Annotated in this window: 18 protein-coding genes, 2 pseudogenes and 1 riboswitch; of the genes and pseudogenes, 9 read left to right on the top strand and 11 right to left on the bottom strand. The window is 70.4% G+C overall.

Features of this window, described 5'->3' with window-relative positions; all coding sequences use genetic code 11:
- Together ETD86_RS40715 and ETD86_RS40710 are read left to right on the top strand one after the other, a co-directional pair.
- Nucleotides 1-636: pseudogene (locus ETD86_RS40715) on the top strand (hypothetical protein); the annotation flags it as partial.
- 48 nt (nt 637-684) lie between these two features.
- Nucleotides 685-767, top strand: a riboswitch (ZMP/ZTP riboswitch).
- A gap of 25 nt (nt 768-792) precedes the next feature.
- Nucleotides 793-2,043, top strand: coding sequence for a serine hydroxymethyltransferase (locus tag ETD86_RS40710; RefSeq protein ID WP_138671966.1), 1,251 nt, complete (start codon nt 793-795; stop codon nt 2,041-2,043).
- Nucleotides 2,044-2,486: 443 nt separating this feature from the next.
- Here ETD86_RS40710 and ETD86_RS40705 read toward each other — a convergent pair whose 3' ends face one another.
- The 3 genes from ETD86_RS40705 to ETD86_RS40695 all read right to left on the bottom strand — a co-directional run bounded on the left by ETD86_RS40705 (nt 2,487) and on the right by ETD86_RS40695 (nt 5,243).
- A complete protein-coding gene (locus ETD86_RS40705) occupies nt 2,487-3,788 on the bottom strand; it encodes a CHRD domain-containing protein (RefSeq protein ID WP_170223517.1) in 1,302 nt (433 codons plus the stop codon).
- 178 nt (nt 3,789-3,966) lie between these two features.
- The gene (locus ETD86_RS40700; protein WP_138671964.1) at nt 3,967-4,683 is read right to left on the bottom strand and encodes an anti-sigma factor family protein; all 717 of its coding nucleotides are present in this window, start codon (nt 4,681-4,683) and stop codon (nt 3,967-3,969) included.
- Nucleotides 4,680-5,243 carry a sigma-70 family RNA polymerase sigma factor gene (locus ETD86_RS40695; RefSeq protein WP_170223516.1) on the bottom strand — a complete coding sequence of 188 codons (564 nt, stop codon included), beginning with the start codon at nt 5,241-5,243 and terminating at the stop codon, nt 4,680-4,682. The genes ETD86_RS40700 and ETD86_RS40695 overlap by 4 nt, the downstream gene beginning before the upstream one ends.
- Before the next feature lie 286 nt (nt 5,244-5,529).
- Here ETD86_RS40695 and rsgA point away from each other — a divergent pair, with 286 nt between their 5' ends.
- Nucleotides 5,530-6,630: a ribosome small subunit-dependent GTPase A gene (gene rsgA / locus ETD86_RS40690; protein WP_138671963.1), complete on the top strand. Its 1,101-nt coding sequence runs from the start codon at nt 5,530-5,532 to the stop codon at nt 6,628-6,630.
- Between the two features lie 144 nt (nt 6,631-6,774).
- A complete protein-coding gene (locus ETD86_RS40685) occupies nt 6,775-7,401 on the top strand; it encodes a phosphoribosyltransferase (RefSeq protein ID WP_138671962.1) in 627 nt (208 codons plus the stop codon).
- A gap of 5 nt (nt 7,402-7,406) precedes the next feature.
- On the opposite strand, the gene ETD86_RS40680 is transcribed toward ETD86_RS40685, so the two are convergent.
- Complete coding sequence (locus ETD86_RS40680) at nt 7,407-7,778, bottom strand: ATP-binding protein (RefSeq protein WP_211370630.1); 372 nt, start codon at nt 7,776-7,778, stop codon at nt 7,407-7,409.
- A gap of 232 nt (nt 7,779-8,010) precedes the next feature.
- Here ETD86_RS40680 and ETD86_RS40675 point away from each other — a divergent pair, with 232 nt between their 5' ends.
- Nucleotides 8,011-8,892: a helix-turn-helix domain-containing protein gene (locus ETD86_RS40675; protein WP_138671960.1), complete on the top strand. Its 882-nt coding sequence runs from the start codon at nt 8,011-8,013 to the stop codon at nt 8,890-8,892.
- Between the two features lie 135 nt (nt 8,893-9,027).
- Nucleotides 9,028-9,261, top strand: a complete 234-nt coding sequence (locus ETD86_RS40670; RefSeq protein ID WP_127935054.1) for a DUF397 domain-containing protein — start codon at nt 9,028-9,030, stop codon at nt 9,259-9,261.
- Between the two features lie 102 nt (nt 9,262-9,363).
- Here ETD86_RS40670 and ETD86_RS40665 read toward each other — a convergent pair whose 3' ends face one another.
- From ETD86_RS40665 to ETD86_RS40640, 6 genes are all read right to left on the bottom strand, one after another.
- Nucleotides 9,364-10,005 (bottom strand): maleylpyruvate isomerase N-terminal domain-containing protein, encoded by a 642-nt coding sequence (locus ETD86_RS40665; RefSeq protein WP_138671959.1) that lies wholly within the window; start codon nt 10,003-10,005, stop codon nt 9,364-9,366.
- 57 nt (nt 10,006-10,062) lie between these two features.
- The gene (locus ETD86_RS40660) at nt 10,063-11,268 is read right to left on the bottom strand and encodes an esterase-like activity of phytase family protein (protein WP_138671958.1); all 1,206 of its coding nucleotides are present in this window, start codon (nt 11,266-11,268) and stop codon (nt 10,063-10,065) included.
- Nucleotides 11,269-11,534: 266 nt separating this feature from the next.
- Nucleotides 11,535-11,846 carry a WhiB family transcriptional regulator gene (locus ETD86_RS40655; protein WP_101784355.1) on the bottom strand — a complete coding sequence of 104 codons (312 nt, stop codon included), beginning with the start codon at nt 11,844-11,846 and terminating at the stop codon, nt 11,535-11,537.
- A gap of 100 nt (nt 11,847-11,946) precedes the next feature.
- Nucleotides 11,947-12,816 (bottom strand): sucrase ferredoxin, encoded by an 870-nt coding sequence (locus ETD86_RS40650; RefSeq protein WP_246148997.1) that lies wholly within the window; start codon nt 12,814-12,816, stop codon nt 11,947-11,949.
- A 103-nt stretch (nt 12,817-12,919) separates the two neighbouring features.
- Nucleotides 12,920-14,416, bottom strand: a complete 1,497-nt coding sequence (locus tag ETD86_RS40645; protein ID WP_138671956.1) for a glycerol-3-phosphate dehydrogenase/oxidase — start codon at nt 14,414-14,416, stop codon at nt 12,920-12,922.
- Nucleotides 14,413-14,919, bottom strand: a complete 507-nt coding sequence (locus ETD86_RS40640) for a TetR/AcrR family transcriptional regulator (RefSeq protein WP_138671955.1) — start codon at nt 14,917-14,919, stop codon at nt 14,413-14,415. The genes ETD86_RS40645 and ETD86_RS40640 overlap by 4 nt, the downstream gene beginning before the upstream one ends.
- Nucleotides 14,920-14,950: 31 nt before the next feature.
- Between ETD86_RS40640 and ETD86_RS40635 the strand changes: the two genes are divergently transcribed.
- Nucleotides 14,951-16,540 (top strand): FAD-binding oxidoreductase, encoded by a 1,590-nt coding sequence (locus tag ETD86_RS40635; protein ID WP_138671969.1) that lies wholly within the window; start codon nt 14,951-14,953, stop codon nt 16,538-16,540.
- 28 nt (nt 16,541-16,568) lie between these two features.
- Here the strand turns inward: ETD86_RS40635 and ETD86_RS40630 are convergent, their stop codons facing one another.
- Nucleotides 16,569-16,985: a hypothetical protein gene (locus ETD86_RS40630; protein WP_138671954.1), complete on the bottom strand. Its 417-nt coding sequence runs from the start codon at nt 16,983-16,985 to the stop codon at nt 16,569-16,571.
- 176 nt (nt 16,986-17,161) lie between these two features.
- Here ETD86_RS40630 and ETD86_RS40625 point away from each other — a divergent pair, with 176 nt between their 5' ends.
- Nucleotides 17,162-18,604, top strand: coding sequence for a metallophosphoesterase family protein (locus ETD86_RS40625; RefSeq protein WP_425465689.1), 1,443 nt, complete (start codon nt 17,162-17,164; stop codon nt 18,602-18,604).
- 21 nt (nt 18,605-18,625) lie between these two features.
- Nucleotides 18,626-19,509 (top strand): annotated as a pseudogene (locus ETD86_RS40620) (bifunctional 3'-5' exonuclease/DNA polymerase); the annotation flags it as partial.

The following is a 19,509-nucleotide window of genomic DNA, read 5'->3' as shown; positions in this document are numbered from 1 at the left end:
CCGACCGCGCAGGGGCTCATGGACCAGTTGCTGGGCCGCACGGAAGTGCCGGTGGCCGCCGCCACCAGGATGGTGTCGGAGACGTGGACGCCGGTCGTCTCCCCGCCACCCGTCGCCCCCACGCGCCGCCCCCGGCGGTCCTGGCTGCCGGTCGTCGTCGGAGTGCTCGCCGCCGTCCTGGGCGCGGGCGTGACGCTCGCCGTGGTGCGCCCGTGGGAGGAGCGCGGCAGCCAGCCAGGCACTCCTGCCGTGGCCGCCACCATCGAGGCTCTGGGCAGCACCTTCCGCGTGCAGGTCGACTCGCTCACGCGGCAGGGCACGACGGCGCGCCTGCAGTGGACGGTCAAGAACGTCGGCAAGGACAACGCTCCGCTCTACGACAAGCTCGGCAAGGACATCTTCGACCACACCGTGTCGAAGGTGAGCATCGTGCCGCCCGGTGTGGGCAACCCGATCTACCCGGCCAGGAAGGGCGATGCCTGCCAGTGCGCCGAGTTGCCGAGCGCGCCGTTCGAGGGCGGCACGCAGCTGCAGCTCTGGGCCGTCTTCGGCGGGTTGCCGGAGGACGCGGCGAAGGTGGACGTCAACCTCGGACCGCTCGGTGTGATCAAGAACGTCGCCGTCACCTCCGGCTGAACCCGCAGATCAGGAAGCAGTGAGCCCCTGGCGGATCCGCTATCGTCTAGAGCGAGACGCGACTGGCGCATTGGGTGGGAACGACCACCGGGGAGCGAAAGGAGCGGAGGCCGTGCGCCTGGGTCTTCGCACGTTGTCAACGATGACAGGAGAGTCATGAGTTCTCTCGCTAGCGTCGACCCGCAGATCGCCGACCTCATCAAGGCGGAAGAGCGCCGCCAGGCCGACACGGTCAAGCTCATCCCGTCGGAGAACTACGTCTCCAGGGCCGTGCTGGAGGCCACCGGCACCGTCCTGACGAACAAATACTCCGAGGGCTACATCGGCAAGCGCTACTACGAGGGCCAGCAGGTCATCGACCAGGTCGAGGCCGTGGCCATCGAGCGGGCCAAGTCCCTGTTCGGCGTCAACCACGCCAACGTCCAGCCCTACTCGGGCTCGCCCGCCAACCTCGCGATCTACATGGCGTTCCTGCAGCCCGGCGACACCGTGCTGGGCATGGGGCTGCCGTTCGGCGGTCACCTCACGCACGGCTGGTCGGTCTCGGCCACCGGCAAGTGGTTCAACCCGGTGCGTTACGGCGTACGCAAGGACACCGGCCGCATCGACCTCGACGAGGTGCGGCAGCTCGCGCTCGAGCACCGGCCGAAGCTGATCTTCTGCGGCGGCACCGCCATCCCCCGCACCATCGACTTCGAGGGCTTCGCCTCCATCGCGCGCGAGGTCGGGGCCGTGCTGGCCGCCGACATCGCCCACATCGCCGGCCTGGTCGCGGGCGGCGCGCACCCGTCCCCGGTGGGCCACGCCGACGTGATCTCCACGACCACCCACAAGACGCTGCGCGGCCCGCGCGGCGCCATGCTCATGGCCACGAGCGACGAGCACGCCACGGCGCTCAACAAGGCCGTCTTCCCCGGCCTGCAGGGTGGCCCGCACAACCACACCACCGCCGCCATCGCCGTCGCGCTCCGGGAGGCCTCCACCGACGCGTTCAAGGCGTACGCGCACCAGGTCGTCGCCAACGCCAAGGCCCTGGCGGAAGAGCTCGCCTCGCGCGGGTTCGACCTCGTGTCCGGGGGCACCGACAACCACCTGATCCTGGTGGACCTCACGCCCAAGGGCATCGGTGGCAAGCCGGCGGCGCAGGCGCTCGACCGGGCCGGGCTGGAGACCAACTACAACACGGTGCCGTTCGACACGCGCAAGCCGTTCGATCCGTCGGGGATCCGCATCGGCACGCCGTCCGTCACCTCGCGGGGTATGGGGGAGACGGAGATGCGGCAGATCGGCGCCTGGATGGACGAGGTCGTCACCGCCCTCGCCAAGGGTGACGCCGAGGATGTCATCAGCCGGGTGCATCAGGAGGTCAGCGAGCTGACCGCGCAGTTCCCCGCTCCTGGTCTTTAGGACCCATCTTTACGTCCCTGGTCTTCAGGCCCATCTTTTACGGCGGGGCCGGGTTTCTCCAACCGCCGTCGCCGGCTGGGCTCTGTCCAGGGAGACGCTTTCTGACCCGGTCAGTGGCGCGCCGCCGTTACGGCGTTCCGCTGACCGGGTTCCGTGGTTCCCACCCTGGCCGTCGCACGTGCGCTGGACGCCGGTGCGGCGAACGGCCCGTGTCGCGCCGTCGGCGTCGATGCGCGGTCGTCAGAAGCCGCCGGTCGACGGCACGGAGCAACGGAGCGCCCCGCCGCACGGGCTCCTGCGTGCGGCGGGGCGCTTTTTCGCGAGCGGGGCGGGCCGGAGTGCCCCGTCGCGGTGGCCGGGCGGCGGGACCCGGGATGGGCGCCGCGCCGGCCGGGGAGGGCCTGGCCAGAAGGACGGGACCGAGTCGTCCCCCTGGCCAGGCCTTAGCCGAGGTAGATGTAGTCGGCCCCGTACGGGACCGTGGCCTGGGAGCCGGGCCGGCAGGCGCCGGTGGGGGCGACGCCGCCGGTGGTGTTCAGGCGCAGGATCTGCGTGGTGTGGGCGAGCAGGCCCGTGGGGGTGCCTGACTGGGTGGCGTTGAGCACCAGTTCCGGGATGTTGGTCTCGCCGTTGGGCGTTCTGGTGACGACCGCGCCGCGGACGGCGCTGCCGTTGGGGGCGATCCACTGCGGCGGCCCCGAGCCGGGCGTCACGAACGAGTGGTCGATGCCGCGCCGCAGCTTGGCGGTCACACCCAGCTGGGTGAAGGCGTACGCGCCGGACGGCTGCTGGGCGCAGGAGTAGATCTGCTCGCCGCGCAGCACGTCGGCCGTGAGCGCGCGCGGGTGGGTGAACGGCGTGCCGGACAGCCGGCCGCGTACGGCGCCGCCGGCGAAGTCGGCGGCGTGCAGGTTCGTGTAGTAGCGACCGGGGTCCGCGGCGATGCGCGTGACGGTTTTGGAGGAGACCGGCGTCACCCCCGCGACGCCGGTCACGTTCTGCGGGAGGGCGCCGGCGAACAGGTCCGCGAGCACGGGACCGTTGCTGCCGGGCGTGCCCTTGTGCACGTGCCCGTTGGTGACCGGGCCGAGCCCGGACCAGTGGGCGGTGTAGGCGATGGACGCGCCGTCGGGGCGCAGCCACCAGGTCGCCTGCCCGTCCTGGTCGCCGCGCTGCTCGCCGTCGTTCTCCTGGACCTCCTGGACCTCCTGGGCCGCGTCGGCGCGGGCCAACAGGGTGGCCTGGTCGCTGCCGTGCAGCACGCCGTTGAGGTCGATCCGCTGGCTGAGCCGGTGGAACTGGCCGCGTACCGCGCCCTTGGGGTGGGCGGCGTCGTGCAGATTGGCGTAGAAGCCGCCGGGGTTGTCGAGGAGCGCCTTGACCAGCTCGGGGTCGGCCCTGAGGGTGCCGGTGACGCCGAGCACGGTGGTGGGCAGCGGCTTGGTGAAGAACTCCAGCCGTACGTCGCCGTTGACACCCTTGCCGCCCGCGTGGACGTGCCCCGCGGTAGGCATGCCGATCTTGTTCCAGCGGGCGGCGAACGTCACCTCGTCCCCGCTGATCTTGAGCACGACCGTCGAACGCCCGTCGGCGTCACCCGGGGCGCCCACCTCGTTCGCGCTGCGCAACCCGGCCGCCAAGTAGACCTCATCACCCGAGGCAGTCGAGGCAGTCGAGGCAGTCGAGGCCTGCGCGGGCGCCGGCCCCGCGATCAGGACAGTGGCCAGCAGAGCGCTAGGAATCATGAACTTTCGGATAGACATGATGAAACCCCATATAGGGCTCGATATTCCGGTTGGTACGGCAAGCAGTACGCGCGGAATCCCGCAGAGGTTCAACCCAGTTATCCGTAAATTTCCACACAAGGAGCGGCGCCGAAAAAAAGCCCTCCCACCAGCGGCGGGAGGGCTCGGAAAACGAGGATCAGGCCTCGACGGTGAGCAACTTCTTACCTGTCGAGGTGACCACCTCGAAATGATCGACGTCCTTCAGCTGCGTCGCGCTGCCCCCGTGCATGTAGAGCGGATCGGGCGACCCCGGCACTCCGTACCCGGCTGGAGGCACGGACCACCCGGTCATCACCCGGCGCTCACCTGACTTGGAGACCGAGATCAGCTCGCACTCCAAGGGCCCCTCGACCCCGGCGAGCTTGAGGGCCGCGTGCGTGCCCCACCCCTTGGACTCCACCACGAGTCCGCCGGTGATCCCGTCGACCCCCTTGCCCTCGATGGGCCGGCCGTCGGCGTAGAACTGCTCGGCCGGGCCCATGTGGGCCATGTGCTCGGAACCCTGCGCGACCTGCGGCGCCTCGGCCCCGCTGAGCTGCGTGCCGACCGTCAGCCCGCCCGCCACCAGCGTGACCGCCGCGGCCATCCCGATCACGAACGTCCCCCTGCGCGTCCTCCTGTCCGCCGCGCGTTTGCGGCGCAGCATGTCGATCGCCGGGGCCGGCGAAGGCGGGCGATCGTCCTCCACGGGCCCGATGCCGTTCAGCACGCTGGCCACGCCGGCCAGCTCGGACAACTCGGAGCGGCAGGAGGCGCAGAAGAGGAGATGGGCCTCGAACGCTTCCTTGTCCTCGTCCTCGAGCAGCCCTAGCGCGTACGCGCCCACGTCCGTGTGCTCGACTCTCGATGTCACGCCGTCACCCCCCTCTCCTCCAATGCGATGCGCAGCGCGCGAACGGCGTAGTAGACCCGGGACTTCACGGTGCCCACCGGGATGCCGAGAGCCACGGCGGCGTCGTTGACCGACCGGTCCCGCAGGATCGTCTCGTTGAGGATCTCGCGGTGGGCCGGCGACAACGCCTTCAGCGCCTCTGACACGACCACCTGGTGCAGGAGACCCTCCATCTCGTCCGGCACGGGCATGCTCTCCAGCGGCCCGTCGCCCGACTCCTGGGGGCGGGCGTCCCTGCGCCGCCGGTCATCGATCACGATACGTCTGGCGACCGTGGCTAGCCAGGGCATGAGTGAGACGGCCTCAGGATCGAGTTGCTCAGCGCTGCGCCAGGCCCGGATCATGGTCTCCTGCACCACGTCTTCCGCCCACTGCCGATCGCCCGCCGTCAGCCGGATCACGAAGGCCAGCAGCGGCCTGTGATACTCCCGGTAGAGCGCGGACACTGCCACCTCGTCGTCGAGCGCCTCGTGATCCAGGCGCATGCGCCGGATCCGGTGGCGTGAGCGCGGCTTGCCCATCGGGGCGGCTCCGTCGGCCGAGGGCGGGGGATACGTGCTCGCTCGCATCATTCCCCTTTCTCGCGTCCGTCGGCAGGTGGTACGGCCGGCCGCCCGGGCAGGGTTCAACAGAACGCCAGACCAAAATGTGATTGCAACCTTCGGGACAGGTGCGTAGAGTCGCCCCCGGCAACCGATCGAGGAGGTGAGGACTATGCGGGTCGTCGTGTTCAACGTGCCGTCAGTCCACCTCCGGGCGCTCATCTGACGCTGCCCGGTTCCTTCTCGAATCAAAGGTCTCACTCAGTTGTCGTCTTACGATCTTTCTCTGCTCGGCTGGACCGATCTCCGCGCCGCCGAGCTGCCTGCCGGCACCGTTCCCGCCCGCGTGGCCCGCGTCGACCGCGGCGCGGCCGAAGTGATCGCGGCCGACGGACACATCCACGTCAAGTACGCCGCCCACGTCCGCCGGGCGTCGGCCGCCGACCCCGTCGCGCTGCCGTGCGTCGGTGACTGGGTCGCGCTGCGGCTGCTGCCCGAGGGCCGCTACGAGCTCGACGAGGTGCTCCCTCGGACGACCGCGTTCATCAGGGGCGGCGTGAGCCGCGACTCGATCGGCGGCCTGTCGGGCGACGGCCAGGGCCAGGTGCTCGCGGCCAACGTCGACGTCGTGTTCGTGGCCGAGCCGTCCATGCACTCCACCGACTTCGCCGACCTCGGCCGGATCGAGCGGCTCGTGGCGCTGGCCTGGGAGTCCGGCGGCACGCCCGTCGTGCTCGTCACCAAGTCCGACCTGTTCGAGCAGGGCCTCGACGATCTGCTCGCCGACGTGCGGGTGGCCGCGCCCGGGGTGGACGTGCACGCCGTCTCCTCGCTGCACGGGGACGGGGTCGAGCTGGTCGGCGGTTACCTCGGCGGCTCCCGTACGGCCGTCATCCTCGGCCCGTCGGGAGCCGGCAAGTCCACCCTGGTCAACGCGCTGGCCGGGGAGACGGTCATGGACACCCAGCAGGTACGCGCCGCGGACGGGCGCGGCCGGCACACCACCGTGCACCGGGAGCTGATTCCGTTGCGTGGTGGCGGGCTCGTCATCGACACGCCGGGGATCCGGCGGATCGGGCTCTACGACATCGGGGAGGGGGTGGATCTCGTCTTCTCCGACATCGAGACGCTGGCCGAGCGGTGCAGGTTCGGCGACTGCGGGCACAACGGCGAGCCCGGCTGCGCGGTGCTGGCGGCGCTCGAGAGCGGTGAACTGCCGGAACGGCGCCTGGAGAGCTGGCGCAAGCTGCAGCGCGAGGCCGCCTGGATGGCCAGCCGCACCGACGCGCGGCTGCGCAAGGAGCAGCAGAACAAGTGGAAGGTCATCACAAAGGAGATGCGCCGCTCCGGTAGAAACCGCACTTGACCGTCCCGGCCAGGCCGTCTCGGGCCGGGAGTCGGGCGCCTGCCCAGTCCCGTCCGCCCCTGCAGGTGTCCGGGATGGCCTGCGGTTTCAACGGCTGGGCTGCCGGCAGGCGAGGAGAGCATGCCTGCGGGGTAGGCACAGGTCATGGAGCTCTTCGCAGACCGCACCGAGGCCGGTGAAAGGCTTGCCGAGCGGTTGCAGGACGCGCACGACCCCGTCGTGCTCGCGCTGCCTCGCGGCGGCGTGGCGGTGGCCGTGCCCATCGTGCGCAGGCTCGACGCCGACCTCGAGGTGCTGGTGACCAGGAAGATCGGCTATCCGCCGACGCCCGAGCTGGGCGTCGGCGCGATAGCCGAGGGCGGCGAGCCGGTCTTCGACCTGCGGCTGCTGCACCGGCTCGGCATGACGCCCGAGTCCGTCGCGGACGTCGTCGAGCAGGAGCGGCGGGAGCTGGCCCGTCGGGTGCACGCCTACCGCGGGGACCGCCCGCTGCCCCCGCTGGAGGGCCGGGAGGTGATCGTGGTCGACGACGGCCTGGCCACCGGCGGCACCGCCCGTGCCGCGCTCAGGGCGGTCGCCACGCACAAGCCCGCCAAGGTGACGCTGGCCGTGCCGGTGGGAGCCCGCGAGACGGTGCGGTCCATGCGGGAGGAGGCCGACGAGGTGGTGGTGCTTCTGATGCCGATCGACTTCAGGGCGGTAGGACAGTGGTACGAGCATTTCGAGCAGCTCAGCGACGCCGACGTGCTGGAGTTGCTCGGCCGGTCCTGACGGGCTCAGCCCGCGAGCACGGCCCACACCAGCTTGCGCGGACCGCCGGGGATCAGCCATCCCCAGGTCGTGCAGAGGGCGTCCACCAGCCGCAGCCCTCGCCCGTACTCCGAGAACACGTCGGGCGCGGCGGCCACCGGGACGGTCTGGCTGTGATCGGTCACCACGCAGGCCAGCTCGGCCTGGTGGGCGAGCAGCCGGAGCTGCACGGCCCCGCCGCCGTGCCGCATCGCATTGGTCACCAGCTCGGATACCACCAGCTGAGCGTCGAAGGCGATCTCGATCACGCCCCACGTGGTGAGCGTCTGATCGACGAACCGCCTGGCCGTGGCCACGCAGGCGGGCTCGAGCGCCGAACGCTGGTGGAACGGGAACACAGCGTCGCAGTCACCGGCACGGCCATCCACCAGAATGGACGAAAGCCATCCTGGTGGCCGGGAACCGATGGCGGCTTGCGGCCGAGCGTCGAAAGTCGTCATTCTGGCCCCCGAAGCGCGGTCTGGTGATCCGATGCCCATCTTTACGGGGAGTGCTTACCAATGCAAGACTTTTCGTAGTTTACAGATGCTAAACGCATCTGCACGTGCAGACGATCTAGGAGTGGGAGCAGTGAGCGCAGAAAGCGCGGAAGGGAAGCTTCTCAGCTATTCGCCGGGAAGCCCGACGGTGCTGCGTATCCTGCTCGGAACCCAACTCCGCAGGCTCCGTACGGAGAAGGGTATCTCGCGCGAGGACGCCGGGTACTCGATTCGCGCATCTCATGCCAAGATCAGCAGACTGGAGCTCGGCCAGGTCAGTTTCAAGCAGCGTGACGTGGCCGATCTGCTCACCCTGTACGGCGTCACCGACCCGGCCGAACGTCAGCCGCTGCTCGACCTCGCCAAGCAGGCCAACGCCCCTGGCTGGTGGCACAAGTACACCGACGTGCTGCCCTCGTGGTTCGAGGTCTACATCGGTCTCGAGGGCGCCGCCTCCATCATCCGCACCTATGAGAACCAGTTCGTGCCCGGTCTGCTGCAGACCCCCGACTACGCCAGGGCCGTCATCGAGCTGGCCCACGAGAAGGCGACGCCGGCGGAGATGGACCGGCGGGTGGCCGTGCGCACCACCCGGCAGAAGCGGCTCGAGAGCGGGCTGACGCTCTGGGCGGTGATCGACGAGGCCGTCGTGCGCCGCAGGCTCGGCGGCCCGGACACGATGCGGGAGCAGATCACCCATCTGCTGGAGGTCACCGAATCCCCCAACGTCACCGTGCAGATCATGCCGTTCGACCGTGGCGGCCACGCGGCGGCGGGGGGGCCGTTCAGCATCCTGCGCTTCCCGGAGCCCGAGCTGCCCGACGTGGTGTACATGGAGCAGCTCACCAGCGCCCTCTACCTGGACAAACCCGCCGACTCCGACCACTACATGGAGGTCATGGACCGGCTGAGCATCCAGGCGGAGACGCCGAAGGAGACCAGGCGCTTTCTGGAACGCCTGATTTCCGAATGAGCGCCTGATGTCCGTGTGATCCACTCCATACCGGGATTTTTGGTCGTCCGGTATATGGAGATCAACGTGTTGCCGTATTGTCACCTCGCAAACGCGGATGCACGTGCATCCGTAAGATCGCGAGGAGCTGCCCCCATGCACGAGTTCCGGAACGGAACACCCGCCGGCCGCCTTCCCGTCGTCTGGCGCAAGAGCAAGAGGAGCAACCCCAACGGCAACTGCGTCGAGGTCGCGAACCTGCCCACAGGGGAGATCGCCATGCGCAACTCACGCTTTCCCGAAGGACCCGCGCTGGTCTACACCCAGGCGGAGATCACCGCGTTCGTCCTCGGGGCCAAGGACGGCGAGTTCGACGACCTGATCGTCTGAGGGCGCGCTGAGGGCGCTTGGAGATCGGCTGAGAACGGTTGAGGCACGGGAATACGGTCGAGTCCGGGAGCAGGTTTCGGCCACTCCCGGGTCACTCGCCGGTCACTCGCGGGGCGCGCCGTGCCAGCGCCACCCGGTCAGGCGCGGGCGCCCGGGGAGCTCGGCGCGGCCGGTGGCCCACAACAACGTCGCCCATGGGTCGGTGTCCCCGGGGGCGTCGGGAAAGAGCCGGGCCAGCACCCGGGCGCACATGTCCCGGGGCGGCGTCCACGACAGGCCCAGGCCCTCGGCCAGATCGTGGGTGTGCACGAGCGTCTCGACGAGGCCCATGGCGGCGAAGCCCTCGGGATCCGACGCGCCGAAACCGTGGTGCCCGCGGATGCCCGGTGGCGTCGTGCGCACCATCGCGGCCAGCATCGCGCCGCACGCGTCCAGCACCTGCAACAGTCCGGTCGGCCCGGCCTCAAGGTCGGCGCGGATGGTCTCCGTGGGACCGCCCTGCCGGCGGCTTATGAGGGCGAAAGGGACGTAGCGGTCCAGGGGCGGCGTCCGCAGCCCGAGCTGGGCGGCGTACGCGAACAGGTCGTCGGCGAGGTGCTCGGCGGTCTCCCAGCACGTCCACTCCAGCGAGCCCGCCTTGCCCTCCCAGGCGTCGTCCGGGGCCTGCCGGAGGACGTCGAGGGCGAGCCGGACGGCCTCGTCGAGGTCGTCGGCGGTCACGGGCGAGCGCTCGGGAGATGTCATGGCAGGCACTCTACGGTTCGGCCGGTGGCCGGGCCACCGGCCGAACCGGGGCGGCGTCTACCGGTAGACGCGGGGGTCCGCCTTGAGGCCGCGGGTCAGGCGAAGGGTGATGAACTCATTGTCATCCGGCTTGCCCGGCGTGCGGCCGTTGGAGAAGGGGAAGTTGTTGTCGTCCAGGACGCCGAGCGTGCGGTCGTCGAGGATGACGACGTCCTCGATCGTCTGGAACGGGAACCTGAACGTCCCCGGCGTCCCGCCGAGGCCACGCGGGTCGGCGATGTCGAGCAGGTCGGCGACCAGCGTCTTGTCGAGTGCGCCGTCGCCGTCCTTGTCCCGCATGTCCGCCAGGTAGATGCGCTTGACCTGGGCGGCGTCGCCCTGCAGGTTGTCCCGCTCGATGATCAGGAACCGGTCGGCGTCGACCGCGATCGCGTCACCGATGGCATGGGAGGGCGAGTCCAGCCGGTACGTCCACCGCCGTCCGGTGTAGGCCCGCTCGCGCAGGTCGAACTCGTTCATCCGCAGCGTCCCCGCCGGGTCGCCCGCCACCGTGCCCTCGAGCAGCGGGTAGAGGCGGCGGCCGTCCACGGACCTGGCCATGCCCTCGAAGCCCTTGCTGCCGCCCAGGTTGGGCTGGGCGCCGTTCAGGTTCGGGTTCTCGGGCGCGCGGACGCCGGGCAGCTCGATCGGCGCCTCCATCAGCCGGCCCTTGCGGTCGAAGTGCAGCAGGAACGGGCCGAACTCGTCGCCGATCCAGTAGGTGCCGTCCACCGTGCGCACGATCGACTCGACGTCGAAGTCGGCGCCGGTCAGTTGCCGGTCCTGCCGGGTGAGCGGGAACGGCACCAGCCCGCGCGGATCGGTCAGGTTGAACCCGCCGAGCACCTGTACAGATTTGGCGGAGAAGTCCGGCTTGACCCGGTGCACCCGCAGCAGGAAGTCCGAGCTGTTGGCCTTGTTGCCGAAGCCGTTGTCGGAGAGCACCTCGAAGGTGCCGTCGTGGCGGCGGACGATGCCGCTGAAGCCCTGCACGGGCTGGCCGGAGAAGGGCGGAGTGACCCCGTTGACGGGCGCGCTGCCCAAGGAGGATCCCGACGGCTCACTGCCGGGGACGAAGGTCAGCGCGGGCAGCGAGGCGAACCCCGTCAGCGTGGCCTGCCCGAAGCCGGGCTCGTGGCCGTGACGTCCGGGATCGGCGGCGGCGGGAGCGGCCAGGGACAGGGCCGCCGCGCCCGCGCACATCAGGATGGCGATGCGTTTCATGGCGGGCACCCTAGGGCGGCCATATGACGGGACCCCGAACGTACGGCAACAGACGATGACCGCCAGGTGTCAGCCTGGCGGTATGACGTCTCCTGGCCGGGGGATCCGCTCGATCGGCGATGTGCTCGATCGGCGAGGTGCGGAGAACCCGCTTGATCAGGCGGTTGTCCCGACCGGGTTCGCCAGAGCCTGCGCGTGGAGGGCCAGACTCTGGTTCATCGGGACAACTGCCTGATCATGCGATGCTGATGTCGCTGCCGGGTGTGTCAGGCGGCGGAGATGCCGGCGCTGGCCGCGCGGCGCATACGACGGCGCCGCTCGGAGGCGCGCTCGTCCTCGTTGAGACCGCCCCACGTGCCGTACTTCTCTGGCCGGGACAGCGCGTAGTCAAGGCACTCAGTGCGAACGGGGCACTGGGCGCAGATCGCCTTGGCCTTCCGCTCGCGTACGTCACGCTCGGGCTGCCGCTCCCCATCGGGGCCGAAGAAGAGCACGAGGTCCTCACCCCGGCACGCGGCATCATCCTGCCAACCCCAGCTGGGGCGCGGGCGGGCGAGCTGCCGACGTACCTGAGACATGAGAAAACCACCTTCGTGAGAGGTATTTCGGTAATTGAGCCGCATTGGACGCTTTTGGCGTCACTGTTCCAACGCAACGTATGGCCGTGATGTTCCCAGTTCAGGCAAGGGCGGGCGTGGCGTACCGCACAGGCGCGAGCCTGTCCAGCGAAACCAGCCGGTAGGTGGTGATCGTCTCGGCGCAAGCCGTGCCACACGGCGCTGTGAACGCCGATGGCTCAACCACAACCTGGAGCCGGACGTCGCCGCAACGCACGATGGCTACGGTGACGTCACCGTCCGACCTGGAGGATTCCACGGCCACCGCGCCGACAGAGCACTCTCCCGTATGGGCTCGGGCGAAGTGCTCGACGGCTTGCAATGGCTCAGGGATGCCTGCGCGTCCCCGGTAGCGGTCGAGGATGACCTCGCCCGACCGGTACGCGTTAGCCGCTGCCAGTGCAGCAGCCTGAGACATGCTGCCGTAGAAAATTCCGTGTGGCAAGCACACGAGGTTGGCGGCGTAGCGATCGCCGCCAACGTGTGACGTTTCCCATACTCTGTCCGGCAGTGAATCGGCCAGGGACCGAGCGAGGGGTAGTCCAATGCGGGCGCAGCACACATTGCGCTTGGCGTGCGTGCAGACCAGAAATACCGGCTCGTCTTCAAGTATGCAGGACTCCGGGACCACTCCGGCCACCAGCGCGTCCAGGTCAAGATCTTCAGGACCTGCGATGACGCCGCCTGCCAGCCAGGGGTGCTCTCCAACCGCGTACGCCAATAGCACACGGATGCCCTGCTCCCGTGGGCGGGTCCGCTTGCCGGGGCGGCGGATCAGCTGGGGCCTGATACCGCGTTCGAGCGCGCGGCGGACGAGTTCCGAGATTTCTTCAGGAAGTTCAAAGCTTTCGAGATGGGACGGCCAGGCCCCGTTGTGCTCGATGAGCAGCCAGAGCCGGGCTCCCACGGTGGCGCTGGCCAGCGTGGGCATTTTCCCGGTGTGACACCCCACAGGATGCTCGCAGCCCCTGGCCAACGCCGCTCCCCCTCTTCTCCGTCGAATTAGGTAAGACTAACCTAACGGATCGGTGGGGTCAGGCGTGGCTGGTTCGCTCCAGTACGTCCCGTGTCGCGGTCAGGGCGCGGTCCCTGTCCGTTCTGACCAGGCCGATCCGGGTCCGCCGGTCCAGCAGGTCGTCCTCGTCGAGCGCGCCCTCGTGCAGGACCGACCACATCAGCTCGCCCTCGGTGATGCCGAGCCCGACCTCCTCCGGGTATGCCTTGACGAGCTCGTGCACGGCATCGGCCTCGCTGCCGTACCGCTCGGCCAGGCGGGCGGGCACGCCGGACGGCTGCGGCCCGGCGCCCACGAGCGGGATCTTCCGGGTGCGGCACCGGCCTGCCGGGAGGTTCCTGGACGAGACCGCTCGATCCACCGCGTCCTCGGCCATGCGCCGATATGTCGTCAACTTGCCGCCGATCACGGTGATCACGCCGCCGTCCGACACCACCGCGTGCTTCCGAGAGAGATCGGCCGTGCGCCCGTCGGCCGCCAGAAGAGGCCTGAGGCCCGCGTAGACGCCCGCAACCGCCTCTCTGGTCACCCGAGTCCCGAGAACCCCGTTCAGCACCTCCAGAAGCGCTCTCACGTCCTCCTCGGGCGCTTCGGGGACGTCGGGCACCGGCCCCTCCACGGGCTCGTCCGTCAGGCCGACGTACGCTCGGCCGTCGCGCTGAGGCAGAACGAGCGCGAATCTGTTGCTCTCTCCAGGTATGGGCAGGTGCATGCCGGCGATCAACCCCGGCAGCGTCCCCGGGCTCAGCACGAGGTGGGTGCCGCGTGACGGCCGCAGCTTCACCTGGGGGTCGAGGGTGCCCGCCCACACCCCGGTGGCGTTGATCACGGCCTTGGCGCGGATGGTGAAGTGCTCACCTGTCAGCTCGTCGCGCACGTCGGCGCCGCGGTCCGACAACCGCAGCGCGCGGCAGCGGGTCAGCACCCGGGCGCCGTGCCCGGCGGCGGTCCTGGCGATCGCCACCACCAGCCGGGCGTCGTCGAGCAACCGGCCGTCCCACGACAGCAGCGCGCCGCGCAGGCCCTCATCGTTCACCACGGGCGCCAGCGTGTGCGCCCTGGCCGCGTTGAGCCGCGTCGGACCGGGCAGCAGGCGGCGCGGGGTGCGGGCGGCGGCGCGCAGGGCGTCCCCGGCCCGGTAGCCGGCCATGATCAGCGCCGCCTGCCGGCGGGAGACCGCCGAGGTCAGCGGCAGCACGTACGGATGCGCCTTGACCAGGTGCGGAGCCGTCCTGCGCAGGAGGATCCCGCGCTCGACCGCGCTCTCGTAGGCGACGTCGACCTGGCCCTTGGCCAGGTACCGCAGGCCGCCGTGGATCATCTTCGAGCTCCACCTGGACGTGCCGAACGCCAGGTCGTGCGCGTCGATCGCGGCCACGCTCAGCCCGCGCGAGGCGGCGTCGAGCGCGGCGCCCGCCCCGGTCGCGCCGAGCCCCACCACCAGCACGTCCACGCGTTCCTCGGCGACCTCGCGCAACTCGCGGGCGCGGCGGCGGGCGTTCAGCGAGCTTCTCACAGGTAGGCCTCCAGCAGGGCGGCGAGCTCGGCATCGAGCTCGTCGAGAGTCACGGGGTCGAGCATGGTGGGCGCCGACAGCAGGAACGACTGCGCCACCAGCAGTACCGCCCTGGCCTTGCGTGGATCCCCGACGGCCGGCTCCAGCACCCGTAGCACGGCCTCGTGGGTCGCGCCCCGCCGGTCGAGCAGGTAGGGCAGGAGCAGCTCGGGATCCGCTTCCACGATCTTCCGCCACAGCGGGTGCGCCCGCAGCCCCCGCACCCCGGCGACGACCGCGCGCACCGGGTCCGCCGTGTCCAGGTCCGCGACGACGTGTACCCATTCCCTGGTCATCAGGTCGGCGACCAGCGCGCGCACGTCGGGCCAGCGGCGGTAGATCGTCATCCGGGACACGCCCGCCCGGCGCGACACGTCCGTGAGCGTCGTCCTGCGTACCCCGTAGGCCAGCACGCAGTCGCGAGCCGCGTCAAGAACGCCGTCATTGTGACGAATCGACGTCATATGTCACAGTGTAAGCGTGCCTAGAGAACCGATGTCGTGGTCCGGCTGGGGCGACCCCGCCCAGAGCCGCGAGCTGCCGGACTCCGTGCTGAAGCTGCTGCACGACCTGCTGGGCGTGCGCCCGCCGGCCGCCCCCGCCGCCACGCTGGAGTCGGTGCGGCTGCCGCCCGTCGCCCTGCCCGAGCCCGTGTTGCGGGCGCTGGCCGGGGTGGTGGGCGAGGAGCACGTGCTGACCTCGCACGAGGACCGCGTCCGGCACACACGCGGCAAATCCACCCCCGACCTGCTGCGCATGCGCGCCGGGGACGGCTCGGACGCGCCCGACGCCGTGGTGCTGCCGGGCTCGCACGAGGAGGTGGCCGCGCTGCTGCGGCTGTGCACCGGAGAGCGGATCGCGGTCGTGCCGTTCGGCGGCGGCACCTCGGTCGTGGGCGGGCTCCAGGCCTCCCGGGCCGGCTGCACGGGCGTGATCGCGCTGGACCTCGGCCGGCTCGACCGGCTGCGGTCGGTGGACGCCGAGTCGATGACGGCGGAGTTCGAGCCGGGCGTGCGGGCTCCCGACGCCGAGCGACTGCTCGCCGCGCACGGGCTGACGCTCGGTCACGTTCCCCAGTCGTTCGAGTACGCCACGCTCGGCGGCTTCGCCGCGGCCCGCTCCAGCGGCCAGGCCTCCGCCGGGTACGGCCGCTTCGACGACATGGTCGTCGGCCTCACCGTGGCCACGCCGTCGGGCGACCTGAACCTCGGCCGGGCGCCCAAGTCGGCGGCGGGTCCCGATCTGCGGCAGCTCGTGCTCGGTTCGGAGGGTGTCTTCGGGGTCATCACCTCGCTGCGCCTGCGAGTGCGGCGCGCCCCCGCCCAGCGGTTGTACGAGAGGTGGCGCTTCGCGTCGTTCGCCGCGGGCGGCGCGGCCTTGCGGGCGATCGCACAGGAAGGCCCGCTGCCGGCCGTGATCCGGCTGTCGGACGAGACCGAGACGATGGTCGGCCTGGCCAAGCCGGAGACGATCGAGCCGGGCGGCGAGGCGGGCTGCCTGGCGATCGTGGGCTACGAGGGCCGGCCGGTCACGGAACGGGGGATCACCCTCGCCGCCCGGCGGGACGCGGTCGCCGCCGTGCTGGAGCGGATGGGCGGCGAACCGGTGGGAGAGGTGCCCGGCGAGGAGTGGGAGCGCGGCCGCTTCTCCGCCCCGTATCTGAGGGACGCGTTGCTCGCGGCCGGCGCCACGGTGGAGACGCTGGAGACGGCCGGGTTCTGGGCCGACCTGCCGCGGCTCTACGACGCGGTGCGGCTGACCCTGCTCGCCGAACTCGGCTCACCGCTCGTGATGTGCCACATCTCGCACGTGTACGAGACCGGCGCGTCGCTGTACTTCACGGTCGTCACCGCGCAGGAGGACGACCCCGTGGCGCAGTGGGAGCGGGCCAAGGCGGCGGTGAACACCGCCATCATCGAGGCGGGCGGCACGATCACGCACCACCACGGGGTCGGCCGCGATCACCGGGACGCCTACGCCGCCGAGCTCGGCCCCGTCGGCGTGGCCGTCCTGGAGGCGATCAAGTCCCGGCTCGACCCGGCCGGGATACTCAATCCCGGCGTGCTGATCCGGCATTCCGGCTGAGGTGTCCGGCCGCCTGCCGCGGAGGCGGTCAGGACTCCGGCGGCGGGGTGACCTTGTCCGCCTCGGCCATCGTCGCGGCGGCGTCGCTGTAGCGGTGGAGCGCCTCCAGCACGGCGGCCAGGCGCTGCAGCGAGACCACCAGCGGGGCGCCGCCACCCGCGCGGGTGAGCGTCACCGCCTCCTCGGCCAGCGGCAGCGCCTCCGTGGCCCGGCGCCGCTTGAGCAGCACCTTGGCCGCCGTGCCGAGGCAGCGCGCGAGCAGCTCCGTGTGCTCGCCGGGACACTCCCTGGCCAAGGCGCGGCTCCTGGCGATGGCCTCGCTCAGGCAGTCGATCGCGGCGTTGCCCCACCGGGGTCGCTTCTGGGCATATGCCAGCAAACCCTCGATCGCCCTCGCCTCGGACATACCTTTTCTGGGCGCGTCGTCCGGGCCGCTACGCGTCATGGGAAGCCTCCCCTTGGCGGTCCCAACCGCTTGCTTGGGGGGTGAGGCTACACCATTGCGCACCTTCTGTGTTCTGTGTGGTACAGAGAGTTCGGGATGCGCGAATGGTAGATCACGGTAAAGATGTGGTCATGGTGGAAGTCGCGGCGGAGCGCGGTAAACAGGTTTCCTCAAGGGTGTCGGAAGCGGGCGCGGGGTGGGCTTGTGCGCAGATCGGGTCGTTTGCCCAGCTCAAGCCTAATGGTCACGGGTTCAGCTGGCTCAATTTGGCGACTCTCTGGCGTTCGCGCAACGAGATCCTCGCCGGGTTGTTCGGTGATCCGTCGGGGGAGGTGCGGGTGCGATGGGTGGCTGCCCAGGAAGCGCGCGGGATAGACCCGGAATTTCGTATCAAGCCATCCGTTGGGGGAAATTTCAGTTTTCTGCTGCTGGGGGATACCGGTGAGGGAGATGCCTCTCAATACGCGGTCGTTCCTGGAATGCTCAAAGTGGGAGAAGGGACATCCTTCGCCATCGTCGCCAGTGACGTCATCTATCCGACGGGATCCGGCAACGAGTACGGGGACAAGTTCTTCCGCCCGTACAAGGACTATGACGCCCCGATCTACGCGATCCCCGGCAACCACGACTGGTACGACGGGCTCGGCGGCTTCATGCGGGTCTTCTGTGACGCGCCGCCGCTCAAGCCCAAGCCGGACCCCGGCCTGCGCGGGCTGCTGTGGCGCAAGCCGGAGACGATCGACGAGAAGCGGCTGGACGTGGCGCGCTCGCTCAGGGGCAAGCCGTCGCAGCAGGCCGAGCAGCCGGGGCCGTACTGGGCGATCGAGAGCGACAGCCTGCTCATCGTCGGCGTGGACACCGGCATCACGAACGTCATCGACAAGGCGCAGACCGCGTGGTTGCGCCGCGTCTCGCTCGATCCCCGGCCGAAGATCCTCGTGACCGGCAAGCCCATCTACACCGCGAACGCCTACAAGCCGTCACCGCTGGAGGAAGGCGGCACGATCGACGACATCGTGCGTGACCCGGCGCACCGGTACGTCGCGGCCATCGGCGGAGACGTGCACAACTACCAGCGGTATCCGGTCAAGGTCGGCGACCGGGAGATCCAGTACGTCGTGGCGGGCGGCGGCGGCGCGTTCATGCACGCGACGCACACGATCGGCCGCGTCGACGTGGCAGGGGTGCACGAGGACGACTTCAAGTGCTATCCGCTGCGCGGCGACTCGCTGTCGTTCTACAGCCAGCTGTACGCGCGCCGGCTGCGGATGAAGTGGCTCTACCTCAGGCCCGAGGAGGCCGTGTGCATCATGTCGGAGCACATCAAGAACGAGCCCGTCAGGACGCCCCAGGGTCCCGTGAAGATCACGCGCCGGATGCGGTGGGCGGCGCGGCTGCTCGGGGCCTGGCCGTGGCCGTTCCGGCTGCCCGTGGACAAGGCGTTCCACCGTTACCTGTCCGAGCTGTCCGACTGGGACACACCACCGTTCTTCAAGCAGTTCCTGCACGTGTCGGTCACGCCCGAGGAGCTGACGTTGCGGTGCTTCGCCGCCACCGGGTGCCTGGCACAGGAGCTGGAGCCGCCGGTCGAGGACGAGGTGCGCATCAGTTTGTCGTAGGCATTTGGCACTCTTGAGTGCGTGTACGTCGTGGTCGCAGGCGAGACGGTGCTTCCGGTCGGGGGCGCGGCTCGCCGCATCGCGGACCTGGCCGGGGCCGTCCGTGAGATCGAGGCGGCCGAGCGGCCGCGGTGGGTGTGGGCCGACACGCGGGAGACCTATCCGGCGCTGCTGCGTGCGGGCGTGCGGGTTGCGCGCTGCCACGACATCGCGCTGACCGAGGGGCTGCTGCTCGCGCACGAGGGCCGCTACGGCGAGGGCCGCTCGGCCAGGGCCGCCCACGCCCGGCTGCACGGGCTGCCGGTGCCCGACGAGCAGCCGGACATGCCGGACACGCTCTTCGCTCCCGAGCCGCTCGCCGCGGAGGCGGTGGCCGAGGTGCTGGCCGGCCAGCTGCGGCGGATCGAGGCGTTGCCGGAGCCCGGGAGGTTCCGGCTGCTGGTCGCGGCCGAGTCGGCGGGGGCGCTGATCGCGGCCGAGATGGCCTACGACGGCATGCCGTGGCGCAGGGACGTGCACGACGCGCTGCTGACCGAGCTGCTCGGGCCGCGGCCGGTGCACGGCATGCGGCCCGCCAAGCTGCAGGCGCTGGCCGACGAGGTGACGGCGGCGTTCGGGCATCCGGTCAATCCCGACTCGGTGCAGCAGCTGGTCAAGGCGTTCAAGGGGGCCGGGGTGGCGTTGAAGAGCACCCGGTCGTGGGAGCTCAAGCAGATCGACCATCCGGCGGTGGCGCCGCTGCTGGCGTACAAGGAGCTGGCCCGGCTCTACAGCTTCCACGGGACGGAGCCCGCCTGGCGGCCGGGCGTGTTCGACCGGGTCATGCTGGACGCGCCGTGCACCGGGCTGGGAGCGCTGCGGCGGCGGCCCGAGGCGCGGTGGCGACGCGATCCGTCCGGCATCGC

Origin of the sequence: Nonomuraea turkmeniaca (assembly GCF_005889735.1) — a bacterium.
Lineage (GTDB): Bacteria > Actinomycetota > Actinomycetes > Streptosporangiales > Streptosporangiaceae > Nonomuraea > Nonomuraea turkmeniaca.
The sequence above is the reverse complement of the archived record's forward strand: the minus strand, read 5'-3'. Positions and strand labels throughout refer to the sequence as shown.

Bases quoted from the DNA above. Each gene is read 5' to 3' on its own strand.
- ETD86_RS40685 (WP_138671962.1), top strand. From the start codon at position 6,775: ATGGAGCTCTTCGCAGACCGCACCGAGGCCGGTGAAAGGCTTGCCGAG.
- ETD86_RS40665 (WP_138671959.1), bottom strand. From the start codon at position 10,005: ATGACATCTCCCGAGCGCTCGCCCGTGACCGCCGACGACCTCGACGAG.
- ETD86_RS40710 (WP_138671966.1), top strand. From the start codon at position 793: ATGAGTTCTCTCGCTAGCGTCGACCCGCAGATCGCCGACCTCATCAAG.
- ETD86_RS40660 (WP_138671958.1), bottom strand. From the start codon at position 11,268: ATGAAACGCATCGCCATCCTGATGTGCGCGGGCGCGGCGGCCCTGTCC.
- ETD86_RS40635 (WP_138671969.1), top strand. From the start codon at position 14,951: ATGTCGTGGTCCGGCTGGGGCGACCCCGCCCAGAGCCGCGAGCTGCCG.
- ETD86_RS40670 (WP_127935054.1), top strand. From the start codon at position 9,028: ATGCACGAGTTCCGGAACGGAACACCCGCCGGCCGCCTTCCCGTCGTC.
- ETD86_RS40630 (WP_138671954.1), bottom strand. From the start codon at position 16,985: ATGACGCGTAGCGGCCCGGACGACGCGCCCAGAAAAGGTATGTCCGAG.
- ETD86_RS40650 (WP_246148997.1), bottom strand. From the start codon at position 12,816: ATGCCCACGCTGGCCAGCGCCACCGTGGGAGCCCGGCTCTGGCTGCTC.
- ETD86_RS40640 (WP_138671955.1), bottom strand. From the start codon at position 14,919: ATGACGTCGATTCGTCACAATGACGGCGTTCTTGACGCGGCTCGCGAC.
- ETD86_RS40655 (WP_101784355.1), bottom strand. From the start codon at position 11,846: ATGTCTCAGGTACGTCGGCAGCTCGCCCGCCCGCGCCCCAGCTGGGGT.
- ETD86_RS40695 (WP_170223516.1), bottom strand. From the start codon at position 5,243: ATGGGCAAGCCGCGCTCACGCCACCGGATCCGGCGCATGCGCCTGGAT.
- ETD86_RS40705 (WP_170223517.1), bottom strand. From the start codon at position 3,788: ATGATTCCTAGCGCTCTGCTGGCCACTGTCCTGATCGCGGGGCCGGCG.